Below are 16703 nucleotides of genomic sequence, written 5' to 3' on the forward strand. Positions count from 1 at the left end.
TCCGGATTCCAGAAACCGGGACGGAGTCTGGCGCGGCCACGCAGTCGCCAGGCTCGACGACCTGACACGCTTTCCCGGTTACTTCATCGTAAACGACCATGAAAGGCCTGCTTGGTCCGCGCGTAAATCGCATCAACCAGGGGATGCTGTCCGCGTTGTCAGGCTGGGCAGTCACGCCGTAGCGTATGACGCGCGGCACTTCCTTCGGGCCCGCGTTGCTCAAACGATAAGCGCTCATCGCGTTGAACCATGGCGGCGGCTCGGCCATCGCGGGTACGGCGAAAGTCATGACGAGCAAGCAAGCCAGTCGGCGCTTGTCCGGGAAATACAGCATGCATGACTTGGGCACGAGCCTGGCGCTCCCTTGCTGCGGGCCCTCAAGGCCGTGGCGCCGAGCTTATGCCGGGCACGTACTTGCCGTCGAGGGTGTGGCTTGAGGCGGCATTGTAGACCCCGTCACTTCACGCGCGCTCCTACCGGTCGCGACGAGGGTGAGCGTGGTTCGGCTGGGCGGTGTCGCGTTCATTGGGATCGTCCGGTTGATTGTGGTGATGCTCTCTTCCGACCAGAAGGGAGGGGGGCTACACTTCGAAGACAGGGGCAAGGAGACTCACATGGCAGGGGAACGCACGCAATCAGTTCGGACCGAGGGTGTCGCGATGACTGCCCAGATCCGGGGCATCATCGGCCGGGCACGGTCCTCGCAATACGGTATCTCGGACTTGGAACGCGCTGCCGATTTTCGCACCGGGTTGCAATACGCGATCCTTAAGTCGCGCACCGACCGCATCACCGAGTCGGCTGCTGGGTTTTTCCGACTGCTTCACGAAGCCACCGCTTTGGAGCGCGCGCGCTTTAACCGTTTCCCAATCGGCGATGCCTATTTGCGCGGCCTCGTTGAACCCAACGCTGTAACATTTGATCGCGAACTGCAGTGGCTGGCGGTGCGCCTGTCTTATGACGCTTCGCAACTGAGCGCGCACGTGGCGCGACGCAGTCAACTGGATGCGCTTATCGAAGCCATGGATTGGGCGGCCGCGCTAGCTGCCTTGGACGAACATGAAGAGGTCCATGGTCGCTCGCTATGGTCAACGGGCCTTCGCGTGCCGGTCGTGCAGGCTCATAGCGGCAAGGACGAACAAAAGCGTATCACCAAGGCATTACGGGACATTTCTCCTAAATCTGTGTTGGCTTTCTACGCGTTCTATGTGAGCCAACGCGCGGAGCCCACGACGTCCATCGGCTGGTTCACGGACGACATGTCTAGGCGCTTAGCCCGACTGCCGAGCGGTGCGATTCGCACCTATCTCAAATACAAGCTGCTGGATGAGTTTCCGGATGATCGGAAGGATGCAGCAGCCGTCCTGCGCATCGAGCAAAATCACAACCCCATTGATCAGTACGAAACATTGGTCCGGGTCATGCAGCAGGTCGCCGTCCATCCGATTGACCTGGCGGAACAAGCCACGCTCGCCAGGTGTTTGGAGTCGTTGAGGGCCGTGGATGACCCACGCCTGCGCAAGCTTGTCGCGTCTGCGATTCGACAACCCGAGCAGGTTTCGATCGCCACGACCTTAGAGCCTGGCCGTTTCGAGCGCGTCATCGCGGGGCAGTCGCTCACACTCAATGACGTGATGGGACAGATCGCGACACACGATCTCTTAGCCGTCGGCGGTGTCTACGCGTCTCGGCTGCGCCGGCACAGCCACGCCATACGGCCACGGACACCTCGCCATCATCGATACAATCTTGTTCGTGCCGTGGGCTACGGCATTCTTCGCCAGCGCCAAACTTCGACCGCTGAGCGCACTGCAGTGGGCGACTATGCACGCAAGCACGGCCATGTCTTTGCGGGCACTGACACTGGCGCGGCGGTCCGACACTTATTGTCCGCCTTGTACAGCCCGGTTCCCATGGAGGTCCGACGGAAATTGGGCCTTGCCGCGCTGACCATAGCCGTCAGTGGGGTGATTGATGCCATAGCAGCCGATACGAACGTCACCTATGAGCGGATTCGACGCGCTATACCTACAGGAGCAACGCTCGAGTTCGTCGACCGAATCCACGGCTTGCCGTCCGATACCGATCTGCTCATGCCCGACGCGCGCTGGTTTGCCGATGTAGCTTCGGCCGCGATGACAAGTCGCGTCGGGGAGGCACAATCGAGGTGGGCTGACGGCGGGGCTGCCCGCGCCGAATGGGCGCGCAATCAAGCCGCGTTCCTGGTGCTCACTTTGTTAGCCGGCGAAGGCGAAATCACCGCCGCGGCGCACCTGCTTGCTGCTCAAGTCATCGACCAAAACGTTGACCCGGCGGCTCTTCCTGTGCAGCAGGTGTTCGACGGCGTGGTATGGCGCGATCTGAAGGATGGCGCTGCTTCGGTCGAGCTGTCGAACGCTATGTCCCTGATTTCAGCCAAAACGGCAGACGATAGAATTAAAACCTATCGCAGGTTCGCGCTGGAAACCTTCCTGCGAACGAACGGCTTAACAATGCCTTCTCAGCTGGACGGGTCCGCCATCGACATTGCCAACCCGCAAATTAGCTATTTTCTCGGTCGCGTTTGCACGCCGCCCATGCTGGACATGCTGCCGGAGCTAGAGCGGACGATTGACGTACTGCAAGAGCGGCGAAACATTTGCGGCGCATTGGTGGCAATCGACCCGCGAAACAGTCTGGCGTGGGAGTCTGAAGTGCTGGTGATTTCACGGGAGCTGACTATTCAGGAGGGGCTTCAAACCTTTGACGGCAGTCGAGTGCATGTGGACATGGATGCACTGTTCCACGTGGTTAAGAAGGAAATTGCTGAGAGCTATCAGCGCTATGAGTCCCTCGACAAGAATGACGCGCGGTCGTCTGAGCAGTTCGAATTGGCGATCAAAGAGATCATCAAGCGCGAATCACAGGCCAAGAACATGCTCGCGCTATCCGTTCGGGAGTCCGACGAGCTGATGATTTCGATGGCATATCGCTCTCTTCAACAGTTTCTCTTCAACGTGCCCCACGGCTTGGACAGTTACCTCAGTAAGCGCATCCGTCATGGCTCGATCGTTGGCTTCATTCGTTCACCAGCGGAGCGAGACGGTCTGGTTGCCCAGCGCACGGAGGACGGCACGTACCTCCGGCACGACACCTGGGCAGACACAGTCTCCGACATCAGTCAGCGTGCGGCGCTTACGGATGCCATCGTTTCCTTCAGTCGCGCTGTGGACGACCACCTCATTCGCTTGCGCGATGTGTTGTTGCACGTGCGCAGCGAGGAGCGACCGGCCGGGATGATTGATGTAAAACTCACGGGCAAGGAATACGCGGCCATCGCAGCAGTTGCAGAGGCCGAGCCTCCGCTGGATTTGTTCATTCGTTGGCTTCTGGCATTCCATCGGCGCCAGTTGCGCCCGTCTTTGATTGCCGTCGGTGACATGATTGGAACCGACCTACTGCATTTCGTGTCGGCGCAATTTGAGACCTTAAGAGGGCGCGCACGTCAGATTTTGACGAGCAATGATGAGCGCGCTGCGTTCGATTCCGCAGCAGGCGCCGCCTCGGCAGCTATGCAAGCAGCGGTGACCTCCGCGTCGCTTTGGTTCGATCCTGCGGACCTGGCTCCACGGACCTACACGCTCGCCGAGGTGGTCACCATTGCCGACGCATCGGTGCGTGCCGTGACGCGTAATTTCAATCCGAAGCTCACGCACGCGGGCGATTTACAGGCTACGGTCAGCGAGCAGACCTTCCCTTATCTCATCGACGTACTGTATGTGGCCTTCGGCAATGTGGCCGAGCACGCCGGGGCGGGGCACCACCCTGACGTATGGGTCGAAACAGGGGTCAATGCGCAGACGGGTTACATCACTCTCCGGATGCGCAATGATTTCGTGCCGAAAGGTACGCTAGCTGAGGTGCAAGGGAAGCTTGAGCGGCTGCGAATCGAAATCGCCGATGAGCAAGTTCGTGCCCGTCACGATAAGGGCTCTGGGCTGCACAAGATTGCGAGCATCGTCACGATGGGGGCTCGAGGCCGCGTTGAGTTCAGTGCGACCGCCGATACGTTTGAGGTATTTGCCGAGGTGCCCACCTTCGCGTATCGGGAGTTGGAGGATGCGCCGTGAAGTTGCTCATCGCCGACGACGAGAGCCCTAAGCTGGAGAGCATCGCCGAGTTTATCGGCGCGAGCTTCCCACATGCGGAATTGGAACGAACACGATCGGTCCGTTCGACCATCACCCGTATGCGCCAAGGCGGTGTGTCCACCTTAGTACTCGATATGTCGCTGCCGACCTTTGATGTCGGGCCGGGTGAAAAGGGTGGCCGGGCACAGAATCTTGGCGGCGAGGAGGTATTGCGGTTCATGGAATTTTATGAAGTGAGCTGTCCCGTGGTCATTGTCACTCAGTACGGTTATTTTTCTGAGGGCGGCAAGCATGTGGCGGTGAGTAAGGTAGAGGCTCGTCTTCAGCTGGAACACCCTGAAAATTTTCGCGCCATGATTCACTACAGCGGCTCGACGAGCCCTGCTTGGCGAACCGCTCTTAAGGAATCAATTGAAGGGATTCTAAGTGAAGATACTCATCGTCGACGATAATGACATTCGGTTGGCGCGCGTGATTGACCATCTCATGAAAGATGGCGGCATTTCACGGGACGCTATCCACACTGCGACAACAGGGCTGGAAGCGCGGCAGTGCCTCAAGGCGACCCATTACGACCTGCTCATAATAGATTTGGTGCTGCGACAGAGGCCAGAATCCGAGCCAGATGTGCAAACGTCCCAAGCGCTATTGGTTGAACTCACGGAGACCGACGCATTGCATCGCCCGGGCCAGATCATCGGCATCACGGCGTACGCGGATGCTAAGGAAGCGGTCATTCAGTTTTTCGAGCGATACTCGTGGTGCGTGTTGCGCGCCGACGAGGTCAACAATGCTTACTTGCCCGTGCTCGCCGCGTCGGTCCGCTATCTCGTTGGACGCGAGAACAATACCCATACCGCTCCTGCCCCTGTTGATGTGCTCGTGGTCGCAGCGCTTGAGTCGGAAATGGCAGCGTTTCAACGCGGGTGGACATGGGAATCCGATGAGCCCTTTGATGATGCCAACTACTACGCTCGAGGACAGTTTTCGAGCAAAGGGCGATCGATCAGCGTTGCTGGCGCAACTGCGCTGCGGATGGGCATGGTCTCCGCGGCCGTGCTTTCGGCGAAGCTCATTCAGGCCCTTCGTCCGAAAATCGTAGTGATGCCTGGAATCTGCGCGGGAGTCCATGGCAAGACCGATCTTGGTGACGTCATTTTTGCCGACGCGTGCTGGGACTATCAAAGCGGCAAGCACACTGGCGGTGCCAATGCGTCTGGCTTTGCGATGGATCCGCATTTTTTGAGCGCCGAGCCCGCCCTTATGTCGCGCTGGGATCTGTTGGCTCGCGATGCGGTGAAAATCCAGGACCTGACCATGACGTGGCAGGGGGAACGCAGGGCAGCTCCGCGCCTGCGGCGGGGACCGGTTGGTAGTGGATCGGCAGTATTGGCCGATGACGCCATCGTACAAGAGATTCTTAAGCAACAAAGAAAGACCTTGGCGATTGAAATGGAGCTGTATGGCGTTTTTTGCGCGGCAGCATCCGCATCTTGGCCCCGTCCACTGGTATGTGGCATCAAGGCGGTTTGCGACTTTGCTGACGCATCGAAGAACGACGATATCCAAGGTTTTGCGGCGCATATGAGCGGTGCAGTCGGGCGCGAGTTCCTGGAGCGTTATGCGGCGGATTTTTGTCCGCCGGTCAGCTAGCGTGCGCCGCTGAATTGATCGGTCGAGATATCCTCGGACCCCGCACCCCGGAGAACGAATTCTCGATTCCGCGAGCCTGGCATCTCATCCGGCGATCCTCTCATCACGGACATGGCGCAAGCCGGGGGCGGTCACGGATGCGGGTCCCATTGCACGCTCTGACGAGAACCGGCGCTCGTTGTTGTTCTCGGCTTGATCAGGGGGTAGGTTCGACGTCCCCCCGCCTTCAGTAGCGGTCCGATTTTGAGTCCGGGATTAATGTAACTGTTTCGCGTAAGCAGCGGGAGTCAGTCCGCCGAGTGCCTTCTTCGGTCGCTCTTCATTGTATTCCCGTCGCCAGTTTTCGATCTCGGTTCGGGCATGCAGCAGGCTGGGAAACCAATGTTCGTTGAGGCATTCATCGCGAAGCCTTCCGTTGAACGATTCGATGTATGCGTTCTGGTTTGGCTTGCCAGGCTCGATCAATCGCAGCTGCACACCGCGTTCGTGCGCCCATGCGACCATGGCCTTGCCGCAGAACTCTTTTCCGTTGTCGCTGCGAATGATTTTCGGCAGCCCCCGAGTGACGGCCAGGCGATCCATGACACGCGTTACGCCGATACCTGAGATCGCCCGCTCAATCTCGATGGCGACAGCTTCATGCGTGGCGTCATCGACGATCGTCAGGCATTTCAAGACGCGCCCTTCGGCGGTGCGATCGAAGACGAAATCGATGGACCAAACCTCGTTCGCGGCCGCGGGCCGGAGCAGTGGCTGCCTTTCGGCCGGAGGCACCTTTTTCCTTTTGCGCCGACGCACCGGCAGGTTCGCCTCCTGGTACAGGCGCTCAACTCGCTTGTAATTGACCATCTGTCCGGCCTGGCGGAGCTTGAGGTAGATCATGCCGACGCCGTAGCGTTTATGGCGATTAGCCAGCGCGCAGATCGTCTCGCGCAGCTCGACGTTGGGGTCGGGCCGCGGTTCGTATCGGTAAGCGCTTGCGCTCATGCCGGCGATCGCCAGCGACCGGCGTTCACTCAGTTCCTTGCCGATCAGATAACGCACCAGCTCGCGCCGGTCCGGTGCGCTCACCATTTTTTTCGCAGAGCTTCCCTGATGACCTCATTTTCCAGAAGCTGCTCGGCCAGCAGCCTCTTAAGGCGGCCGTTCTCCGACTCCAGGTCCTTCAGCCGCTTGGCCTCGGGCACGCTCATGCCGCCGAACTTGCTTCGCCACAGGTAGTACGAGGCCTCGCTGAAGCCGTGCTTGCGGCACAGATCCTTGATCGGCATGCCGGCCTCGGCTTCACGCAGGAAACCAATGATCTGCTCTTCGGAAAAACGCTTCTTCACGTCCAATCTCCTTCTCGTGGGGGATTGAACTCGAAACCGGGGTGCTACTCAAATCTGGGGGAACGTCGGGTTGACCATCACGCTGAGGCAGAAGGTTGAGCCAAAGGCCCCCGCCAACGAGCGTAATCCAGTCCCTTGTCCGTGACTCTCAAAAGGTCATTCTCCCGTGTCACCAGTAGATGGGCTTCAAGGGCTTGGAGCACGGCGACGCGTTCCTCCATTGCGACATGTTGTCCGGCCAGTTCTGCATCGAATGCCGCCAGAGGCGTTTGTTGTCCGCGGGCTTGTTGGTCTATGAGCCACCCCAACATCCATTGGGTGCGATAAACCAGGAACATGTTGAGGAATTTGTATTCCCAGAAGAGTGAGCGTTGGCGCAGTTGCACGAGCTCGCTGACCGCAGGTGCCGTGGGCTGTCCCGATGCCAAGTCAGCAGGCTGGATGGTGTCAGCGTTCTGAGGCTGCAGGGAGGGTAGACTGATCAAGTGGTTAGGCTGCTCCGGCGCCTGATTTTGAGCGTCACCGGGTTGTAAGGTCTCTACGGTTTGGATCAACGCCTGGATCTCCTGATGCATGTCGTCGCGAGACTTCTTCAAACCGTCGGCGAACCGTTTCTGGTCCAAGCTCAGGTCGATCTCCCTGCGGGCTTTATCCGAGAAGTCCGCCAACAGATCCGGGATGGGAGCGGTTTGCGCATGCCAGCAGGCGATCAACTTCTTATAAGCATTCGGGTCGGACGCAAGTTCAATGCGGCTCTTCATGAGTCTCACCATCGCGACGCCCATGGCCGTCATCGCTGCGCGGGCAGCCGCCAGAGTGTCATCATTAGCCACGGCCGTAAGTTTGGCGATCGCGCCGTTGGCTTCGGTCAACCGTTGGGTCCACTGATCTACACGCGCAGTCGGCTCAGTAAGTTCAGCCAGTGACACGTAGATCTGTTGGATCAAGGGCGCTACTTCCAGCAGCACGTCCTTCTTGGCATCTTTGGCGCGCTTCTCCCTATCGGCGATCTTCGCCTGCCGACCGCTGCGCCAGAAAATAAAGAGTGCTACTGCCTGGGTAAGGACGACGGTGATGATCGAAATCAGCACAGTGTAATCGTGGGCGGGCGCTGGTGCTGGCGCGGCCGCATAGGCGATCAGTGGGGAATAAGCCATGACGGTCACTTTCTCACCTGCTCCGCATGAAGGTGCCTACGACTAGCCTTCCCGTCCCGGGTTGTATAGAAATGACCGAAAGATCTCAACCAAGGGCTGCAAAGACTCGGTGTTCTTCGTCATCAGATATTGATAGATCTGACTTTGGGACGCGATGCGCGCTTGCCAGAGATGATTGTAGAACTCTTTCGGGCGACTGAAGTTGGTTCGTGTGGTCATGAACGGGAAATTGGCATCGGACTGTCTGTCGGAAAAAAGTGCCTTTTCCACGCTGTCGATCGGAATCAGGTGAACGCCCGGCGAGGAGGCAAATGCTTCATCACGTTGGTCGCCATCGAGTATGGAAATCACCTGTTCGGGGGGTGCCAAGAAGTTCTCATTCTCGTTATGCCTCATCAGGCTCACGACTTGCGAGCCACCACCAACGAAGATGATTTTGTAGGAGAAGAAAAGGTTCGGGCAATATTCAGAAATGATCGCTTCAATGAAGCCAAGTAACACTTCGTCTTCCGTGAGGATGTATCTGTCCCAGCCAGTGAATCCGAAGAGCCTAGCTTTGACATAGCTAAACGATGCTTCTGTGATTGAGACGTGGCCATCGAGTCCTTCCACATAGAACAGCTCACCCTCGCCGAGGGTTTGCATCACCGCTAGCGAGTGCGTCGTGAACACCACCTTGCACTGATATCTGATGCAGAATTCGCGAAGCCACGCGGTAACCTTAGCTTGTGCCGCGGCGTCGAGCGAAAGGTCAATTTCATCGATGACAATGAGCTTTGCCGAGCCCTTGATTGCGCGATACAGATTGACGAGAAAATACTCTCCCGAACTCAGGTAGTCCTCTCGGATGTAGGTGCCGTCGTCCTTGACGATGGCGTAATAGTTTTTCCCCTTAACCCTGACCTCCGCCATGCTTTGATACTTGTCTGAATCATAGACGGCGGCGAGGAAATCGATCAATTCCTCGGGGCTTTTATAGCTACGAAGAGCGATAGCCTTTCTGATATCGAGATCTGCTTCGCTGGCGCTCTGGAAGTAGTGGAACCGGGCACCGTGAGGTATGGACAGTTCCGCAGATATGAGTTGTCGGGCCTGTTTTGGGATGTTCGCTTTGCAGTTCAAGGAGCGCAGAGCAGGATCGTAGGAAAATGTAATGGTATGGGCGTCCAGCTCATAGGTGATCTCACTCACGGCGGTGAAGGCCCTTGGGCTCGCCGTTTTCAGGAACGTGTCTGAGTTCGACAGGTTCCTTAGCGCTCTTACGAGGGTGGTTTTGCCCACGCCATTTCGACCTACAAGGCAAATCAACCCATGTGTGGTCAGGTTCACCTCGAACGTCAAGCTATCGATGTGCTGGATGGACCTGAGGCTCACCGTGAGCTTGTTCATGAGACCGACCTGTGCAGAAATCCATCGATCACCGTGATGCCAAACTTGCCTCGCAATTTTGCCAGATAGGCAGGGTCCGCTGAATGAGCGTAACTGATTAACCCACTCAGCCTTTCGAGCCCTTCCTGCATGCCCTCGTTCGCGTCTTCCTCAAAGATCTTGGCGAGTCGGTTGCGGTCTTTCACGTAGAAGTGGAGTTGATATTCAATCTTTGACCTCACCTCCCGATCAATCGTGACTTGGCCAGTCGGCATGATCACGAGGCCGAGCATCTTTACCTTCCTGCCAATCGTCGTTAGCTTGCTCTTGTCTTGATTTAGACGAAAGCCGGGTCCGAGCTCGTTGGTCAGGCAATCTTCGATCACGTGGACCACTTCGCCCAGGCTTGCGCGTCCTTGTGCCGAGATCATGATGTCGTCGGCATAACGTGTGTAAATCCACTGCCGCTCAGCGCTCGCCACTTCCAGCTTGTCGTCGAAGCGAATCATGCAAGCGTTGCTCAACGCCGGAGACGTCGAAAACCCGATAGGAAGAGTGCCGTCAACTGTCATCAGTTCGATGATGTGATCGAGGTGTACCAGTAGATCTGTAATGGGCGTCGCAGCGCTTTCCAGCGTGGTTTTAATCAGGTCCGAAGTGATGCTGTCAAAGAATTTTTCGAGATCCGTTCGATAGAAGGCACGGCTATGTGCATGAGGTTCGACTGCATGATGAAGCGCTGCACCTTTTCGATAGGCAAACGACACCCTTTCATTCACTGGAAGGTGATCCAATAAAAATCCGTTTAGAAAGAAGTGGAATTCGCGAAGTTGCTGCGAAGCCTTGTAGATGGTCCGACTGTTCCATCGCACCGGCGAGCAATGCTGGCTGGCATCAAGCTCCAAAAATTCATCAAACCGATACTTCCCATGAAACATGGCGTCAAAGAGCTCATGTAACGGTCTGGGGCTCATGAATCAGTCGTCCTTGGAAGGGCAGTGTTGCCGGGAAGCCTACCCGATTGCTCTTGGCGATCTGCGGATACGAAATGCCCGGCCGGGTGGAGACCTGCGGCCGGGCATACGTAAATAGATGAAACGCCCTAGGGACCAGACATTAGACCGGAGCTACTCCTGGTCGCTGGTATACATAAAACGCTAGCGCACTTGCCTTTTGCATGCAAGTGGCGGCCATCTCCTGCGGACCACCGCTCGCGCGTTACAACTCGATCAATCCGCTTCGCCCCACCCGATCTTAGGACTCAGCGCTCTATGGTCCTTGGCAATGTGCTTTCTGGCGGTACGCGCGCCGGGACTGCATCTCGCCGAAGTTAAGCGCGTGTGGCCTTTGCCAAAAAGGCAAAGACCTGGCCCAGAGCGGGCCTCTCTGTCGGGCAAGCACAGGCGACGGCGAAAACGACACCTAGGGAAGGGCGTTTCGGGCATTCTCATCCCGCAAAAAAGAAGCGGCATATCAATGAGTTGCACTATAATCAGCCGCGGTTTGATGGGGGTGGCGCGAGTTGAGCTCGCGTCCCTGACCAAGTGCGCTTCGCATTTACGCGGGCGCGTTCACCATAGTGCTCGTTCAAACTGGAACTATGCAATTCCGTCCAAAAAATTGGCCCCTTTCCCAGTTTGCACCCTTACCTGGAAATCCCTACATTGGTGCAATGCATGCACCCGATCCGAACGACCTGACGACCTTGATGGGCACGGGACTGGCTGTGCTCGATGCGGGGTTGCGGGTGGTCTGGCTGAATCCCGCGCTGGGCGAAATGCTGGATGTGGGGCCGCGTACGGCGGTCGGGCAGGACGTGGGTTTGCTGATGCGCGAACCCTCGCTGCCGGGGCAACTGGCTCGGGCATTGGGTGAGCGGCGTGCGTTCAATCTGCGCAATGTGACGTTCGGGATCGCGCGTGGTCGCGAGGTGACCGCCGATCTGGCGGTGCAGCCGCTCGACGACTCGCAGCTCCTGCTGGAATTGCATCCGTTGGCGGCGGGGCTCGATGCCGCGGCTACGCCGTTGTCGGCGACGCTGCGCGGTTTCGCGCACGAGGTGAAGAATCCGCTCGCGGGTTTACGCGGTGCGGCGCAGTTGCTGGAGCGTCGCGTCGCGGAGGCGGACCTGAAGCAGTTGGCTGCGATGGTGATTGCGGAGGCGGATCGTCTGGCGGCTCTGGCCGATGGCCTGCTGCGGCACGGTGGTGCGGCGCGCATCGCGCCGGTCAATGTGCACGAATTGCTCGAACGTCTGGAGGCGCTGATTGAAGCGCAGCCGGACGCGCCGCGTCTGAAACACGATTTCGATCCGAGCCTTCCCGATTCGACGGGCGACGCGGATCGTCTGTTGCAGGTGCTGCTGAATCTGGCGCGCAATGCGACGGAGGCCGGTGCGAGTTGCATTACGTTGCGCACGCGTGTGGAGCACGGGGCGCGACTTGGCGAGCGCACGGTGCGTAGCGCGTTGCGCGTCGATATCGTCGACGACGGTCCCGGCGTGCCCGATGCCATACGCGACTCGTTGTTCCAGCCGCTGGTTTCCGGCCGTCCGGACGGTACGGGGCTCGGTCTTGCGCTGTCGCGCGAAATAGCGCGCGAACACGGTGGCGAGTTGCGTTACACCAGTCGACCGGGCGAAACGGTTTTCTCGTTGTTCCTGCCCATGGAGCGTCACCATGACTGAGATATGGATCGCGGACGACGATCGTGGGGTACGTTTCGTGCTGGCCGAGGCGTTGCGCGATGCGGGGCATGGCGTGCGCGAATTCGGGTCGGGCGATGCGGTGCGCGCGGCGCTGTCCGAAGGACGGCCGGGGTTGTTGCTGACGGATGTGCGCATGCCGGGCGAGGATGGATTGCGTCTGCTTGAAGACCTGACATCGCGCGGTATCGGTCCGGTGATCGTCATGAGTGCGTACACCGATGTGGCCACGACCGCGGCGGCGTATCGTGCCGGCGCGGCCGATTACATCGCCAAGCCATTCGATCTGGATCAGGCGGTGGAGGCCGTCGAGCGGGCGCTTGCGACGCTTGCGGATGTCGAGACCCCGGCTGTTGCAGCGACGGATGGGCATGCGCTGCTCGGCGAGAGTCCGGCGATGCGCGAAGTGTTTCGCCTGATCGGGCGCGTGGCGGCAAGCGATCTGAATGTATTGATCACGGGTGAAACCGGCACCGGCAAGGAGTTGGTGGCGCGTGCGCTGCACGACGAAAGTGCGCGACGCGGACATCCCTACGTGGCGCTCAACACGGCGGCCATTCCTTCCGAATTGCTGGAAAGCGAATTGTTCGGCCATGAAGCGGGTGCGTTCACGGGTGCGACGCGCCGTCATGCCGGTCGCTTCGAACAGGCCGATGGCGGCACGCTGTTCCTCGATGAAATAGGCGACATGCCCATCGCCTTGCAGACGCGCCTGTTGCGCGTGCTGGCGGGCGGCGAGTTTTATCGGGTGGGTGGCCGGGAGTTGATGCGCGGGAATGTGCGCATTATCGCGGCGACGCATCAGGACCTGGATGCACGCGTGGCAAGTGGGCATTTCCGCGCCGATCTGAAACACCGGCTCGATGTCGTGCGCATCGCGCTGCCATCGCTGCGTCAGCGCCGCGCCGATATTCCGCTGCTGGCGCGACATTTTCTCGCGGCTGCCGCGAACGAGCTGAAGTTGCCGCCCAAGCGTTTCTCCCGTGGGGCGATGAAATTGATCGAGCAGCGCGATTATCCGGGCAATGTTCGCGAGCTTGAAAATCTGTGCAGACGGCTGGCGGTGATTGCGCCCGGCCCCGAAATTCTCGCGACCGATCTCGGCGACGTGGCGGCGCGCGACACGCGCGATGCCGACTGGACCGACGCGCTCCGCCGGTGGGTCGAGGATGCCCTGGCCCAGGGTGAGACGGAGGTGCATGCGCGTGCACGCGATGCGTTGGATCGCACGCTTCTTCAGGCGGCGCTTATCGCCAATGACGGCCATCGCCAGCACGCCGCGGCGGCGCTTGGGGTCGGTCGCAATACGCTTACCCGCAAACTCGGTGCGTCGCGCAAGCGGCGTCCTTCGACGGAATAACATCATGCCGCTGAATACCCTCTACGTTCGTCGCGCCGAATCGGCCGATGCCGCCCATATCGCTGCGTGGAATGCCGCGATGGCGTGGGAGACCGAGGCGAAGCGCCTCGACGACGACGTATTGGCGAAGGGCGTCGCGGCGATCTTCGACGAACCGCGTCGCGGGTTCTATCTGGTCGCCGAAATGGACGGCGTGCCGGTGGGCTGTCTGATGGTCACGTACGAATGGAGCGACTGGCGCAACGGCGATTTCTGGTGGATCCAAAGCGTGTATGTCGTGCCGGTCGCGCGTCGCTCGGGCGTGTTTCGTGAGCTGTACGTCCATGTGAAAGCCATGGCTGAGGGTGCCGGTGCCGTGGGAATCAGACTTTACGTCGAAACGGAGAACGAGCGGGCGCAGGCGACGTATGCGGGCCTGGGCATGGCGCGTTGTCATTACTACATGTACGAGGCGATGCTGGACTGACGGGATCGTGAGGCATTCAGACTGTCAGGTCGCCCGTGTTTATCGCCGCGATGCGTGCCTCGAACTCCTTCGCCGATACCGCTTTGCCGAACAGGAACCCCTGCATCTGCGGGCAGCCCGCGGCGCCGAGGAAGGTGGCCTGTTCCATGGTTTCGACGCCTTCGGCCAGCACGTTTTTGTTGAGGCTGTGCGCCATAGCGATGATGGCGCTGGTGATCGCCGCGCTGTCGGTGTCCCAGGCGATGTCGCGAACGAAGGCGCGATCGATCTTCAGCGTGTCGATCGGGAAGTGCTTCAGATACGAAAGGCTGCAATAGCCCGTGCCGAAGTCGTCCAGGCTGAGGACGACACCCAGTTCCTTGATGCGACGTAACAGGCTGGCGATGTGGTCGCCCCCCTCCATTACCATGCGCTCGGTCAGTTCGAGTTCCAGCAGCGTGGGATGCAACTGGCTTTCGGCCAGTGCGTCGCGCAGCGTTTCGAAGAAGCGCGTTTGCTGAAACTGCAATGGCGACACGTTGACCGATACGGAAAGCGGCCGATACATCGTGTGCCATTCCTGCGTCTGCCGGCAGGCTTCGCGAAGGGCCCATTCGCCAATGGGAATGATGAGGCCGCAGTCTTCCGCTACCGGTATGAACTGTTCGGGTGTGTACACGTCCTGGCCGTCGACCTGCCAGCGCAACAGCGCTTCGGCGCCGATGATGATGCCGAGCCTGGTGTCCACCTTGGGCTGGTAGTGCAGGCTCAGTTCGTTGCGTGCCAGCGCTTTGCGAAGTTCGACTTCGATGCGCACGCGCGCGGCGTTGCGTTCGTTCATGGCCGCGTTGAAGAAGCGAAAGCCGTTACGGCCCTGCATCTTCGCCTCGTACATCGCGGTGTCGGCATTTCGCATCAGCGCGTCGGCGTCGCGGGCGTCGTCCGGGAAAACGCTGATGCCGATACTGAAACTGATGGCCAGCTCGGAACCTTCGACGGCGACGGCCTGGCTGCAGACTTCGAGCACCTTTTCCGCGACGGAGGCGGCATCGCGCTGCGATTCGATATGCGGCAGGAGGACGACGAATTCGTCGCCGCCCAGGCGGCTTACCGTATCGTCGCTGCGCACGCTCATGCGTATGCGGCGTGCGACTTCCTGAAGCATGGCATCGCCGGCGGCATGGCCTAGCGTGTCGTTGATCTGTTTGAAATGATCGATGTCGACGAAGAGTACGGCGGTGCGTTGCGCGCGACGCGTGGCCACGGTGACCGCGAGTTCGATGCGTGACTGCAACAGGGCGCGATTGGGCAGGCCGGTCAGTGTGTCGTGGTGCGCCAGGTGCGCCATCTTCAGGGCGAGTGCGCGCGTCTCGCTGACGTCGTGAAACACGACCACGCCACCCACCACGTTGCCGGCGTGGTCGTGGATCGGTGCCGCGGAATCCTCGATCGGGCTGTCGAAGCCATTGCGGTGAACGAGGATGGCATCGGTGGTCAGTCCGACGATCGCGTTCTTGGTAACGGCGGAAATCAGCGGGTTAGGAATGGGCTGGCGCGTCACGGGATCGCGCAGATGGAACACTTCGTCCATCGGACGGCCGACGGCTTCGTGGTTGGACCAGCCAGTCATGGCCTCGGCGATGGGGTTGAGCGACGTGACGATCATGTTCGGATCGGTGGTGATCACCGCGTCGCCGATCGATTTCAGCGTGACTTCGGCCAGCTCGCGCTCGCGGAACAGTGCGTCCTCAAATGCCTTGCGCTCGGTGATGTCCTGCAACTGCGATACGAAGTACAGGGGCTGATTGGCTTCGTCGCGCACCAGCGAAACGCTGAGCAGTGCATGGACCACGTGCCCGTCGCGATGCAGGTAGCGCTTTTCCATGTGGTACGACATGAGTTCGCCGCCTAGTAGCCTGCCCACCAGCGCCAGGTCGGCGGCGAGATCGTCCGGATGGGTGATGTCCTGGAAGGTCGAGGACAGCAGGTCGTCTTCGCTATAGCCGAGCATCGAGCAGATGGCATCGTTGACCTGAAGCCAGCGCCCGTCCGGATACACCAACGCCATGCCGATGGCGGCGTAGCGGAAGGCTTGCGAGAACCTTCGCTGGCTTTCGAGCAGCCGGTTTTCCAGCTCGCGCCGTTCGGAGATGTCGATGACGGCAATGATGACGCCGCGGATCGTGCCGTCTTCGGCGACGTCCGGGTTGAACGTGGCCTGCGCGTAGCGCGTGTTGTCGCCCTCGCCGATTTCGTGGTCCGACACGACGGTGCGGCCGGACAGCGCGGCGCGCAGATCGGGTTCGATGCCGGCATAGAGGGTGGGAGAGAGGACATCGGCCAGATGGGAGCCGAGCGCAAAGCTCCAGTCGACGCCCATCCATTCCAGGTAGCGGTCGTTGGCGTACCGGTAACGAAGATTGGCGTCGACGTAGGCGACGAGCGCGGGGGCGCGCGCCAGTACATAGGCCGGCCATCCTTCGATGGGCTCGCGCTGGAGGTTTACCGGATCGTGCATGGAAACGCCGTCGTGACGATGACGCACTCTAATCTGT

The 16703-nt window shown here is 59.6% G+C and carries 11 protein-coding genes; 6 read left to right on the forward strand and 5 right to left on the reverse strand.

The window, feature by feature from the left end:
* Positions 1 to 614 precede the first annotated feature (614 nt).
* Genes AC3IR3_RS01065 through AC3IR3_RS01075 form a run of 3 tightly spaced genes read left to right on the forward strand, consistent with a single transcriptional unit; the run spans position 615 to position 5783 of the window.
* Positions 615 to 4109 (forward strand): hypothetical protein, encoded by a 3495-nt coding sequence (locus AC3IR3_RS01065; RefSeq protein ID WP_489195220.1) that lies wholly within the window; start codon positions 615 to 617, stop codon positions 4107 to 4109.
* Positions 4106 to 4582 carry a hypothetical protein gene (locus tag AC3IR3_RS01070; RefSeq protein WP_489195221.1) on the forward strand — a complete coding sequence of 159 codons (477 nt, stop codon included), beginning with the start codon at positions 4106 to 4108 and terminating at the stop codon, positions 4580 to 4582. The genes AC3IR3_RS01065 and AC3IR3_RS01070 overlap by 4 nt, the downstream gene beginning before the upstream one ends.
* Positions 4557 to 5783 carry a phosphorylase family protein gene (locus AC3IR3_RS01075; protein ID WP_489195222.1) on the forward strand — a complete coding sequence of 409 codons (1227 nt, stop codon included), beginning with the start codon at positions 4557 to 4559 and terminating at the stop codon, positions 5781 to 5783. The genes AC3IR3_RS01070 and AC3IR3_RS01075 overlap by 26 nt, the downstream gene beginning before the upstream one ends.
* Positions 5784 to 6038: 255 nt before the next feature.
* Here AC3IR3_RS01075 and AC3IR3_RS01080 read toward each other — a convergent pair.
* The 4 genes from AC3IR3_RS01080 to AC3IR3_RS01095 all read right to left on the reverse strand — a co-directional run bounded on the left by AC3IR3_RS01080 (position 6039) and on the right by AC3IR3_RS01095 (position 10613).
* Positions 6039 to 7114 (reverse strand): IS3 family transposase gene (locus AC3IR3_RS01080; RefSeq protein ID WP_489192523.1). Its coding sequence is split into 2 segments (ribosomal slippage): positions 6039 to 6856 and positions 6856 to 7114, totalling 1077 coding nucleotides; the frame shifts between segments, so codons are not numbered across the junction.
* A gap of 77 nt (positions 7115 to 7191) precedes the next feature.
* Positions 7192 to 8271, reverse strand: a complete 1080-nt coding sequence (locus tag AC3IR3_RS01085) for a hypothetical protein (RefSeq protein WP_489195223.1) — start codon at positions 8269 to 8271, stop codon at positions 7192 to 7194.
* 42 nt (positions 8272 to 8313) lie between these two features.
* Positions 8314 to 9660, reverse strand: coding sequence for an AAA family ATPase (locus tag AC3IR3_RS01090; RefSeq protein WP_489195224.1), 1347 nt, complete (start codon positions 9658 to 9660; stop codon positions 8314 to 8316).
* A complete protein-coding gene (locus AC3IR3_RS01095; RefSeq protein ID WP_489195225.1) occupies positions 9657 to 10613 on the reverse strand; it encodes a reverse transcriptase domain-containing protein in 957 nt (318 codons plus the stop codon). The genes AC3IR3_RS01090 and AC3IR3_RS01095 overlap by 4 nt, the downstream gene beginning before the upstream one ends.
* Before the next feature lie 698 nt (positions 10614 to 11311).
* Between AC3IR3_RS01095 and AC3IR3_RS01100 the strand changes: the two genes are divergently transcribed.
* From AC3IR3_RS01100 to AC3IR3_RS01110, 3 genes are read left to right on the forward strand one after another with little or no spacing between them, the layout of a single operon-like run.
* Positions 11312 to 12325, forward strand: coding sequence for a two-component system sensor histidine kinase NtrB (locus tag AC3IR3_RS01100; protein ID WP_489195226.1), 1014 nt, complete (start codon positions 11312 to 11314; stop codon positions 12323 to 12325).
* Positions 12318 to 13703 carry a nitrogen regulation protein NR(I) gene (ntrC, locus tag AC3IR3_RS01105; protein ID WP_489195227.1) on the forward strand — a complete coding sequence of 462 codons (1386 nt, stop codon included), beginning with the start codon at positions 12318 to 12320 and terminating at the stop codon, positions 13701 to 13703. Before AC3IR3_RS01100 ends, ntrC begins: the two co-directional genes overlap by 8 nt.
* A 4-nt stretch (positions 13704 to 13707) precedes the next feature.
* Complete coding sequence (locus AC3IR3_RS01110) at positions 13708 to 14169, forward strand: GNAT family N-acetyltransferase (protein WP_489195228.1); 462 nt, start codon at positions 13708 to 13710, stop codon at positions 14167 to 14169.
* 16 nt (positions 14170 to 14185) lie between these two features.
* Here AC3IR3_RS01110 and AC3IR3_RS01115 read toward each other — a convergent pair whose 3' ends face one another.
* Complete coding sequence (locus tag AC3IR3_RS01115) at positions 14186 to 16666, reverse strand: sensor domain-containing protein (protein WP_489195229.1); 2481 nt, start codon at positions 16664 to 16666, stop codon at positions 14186 to 14188.
* Positions 16667 to 16703 lie beyond the last annotated feature (37 nt).

This window comes from Luteibacter sp. GL_149, assembly GCF_057834065.1.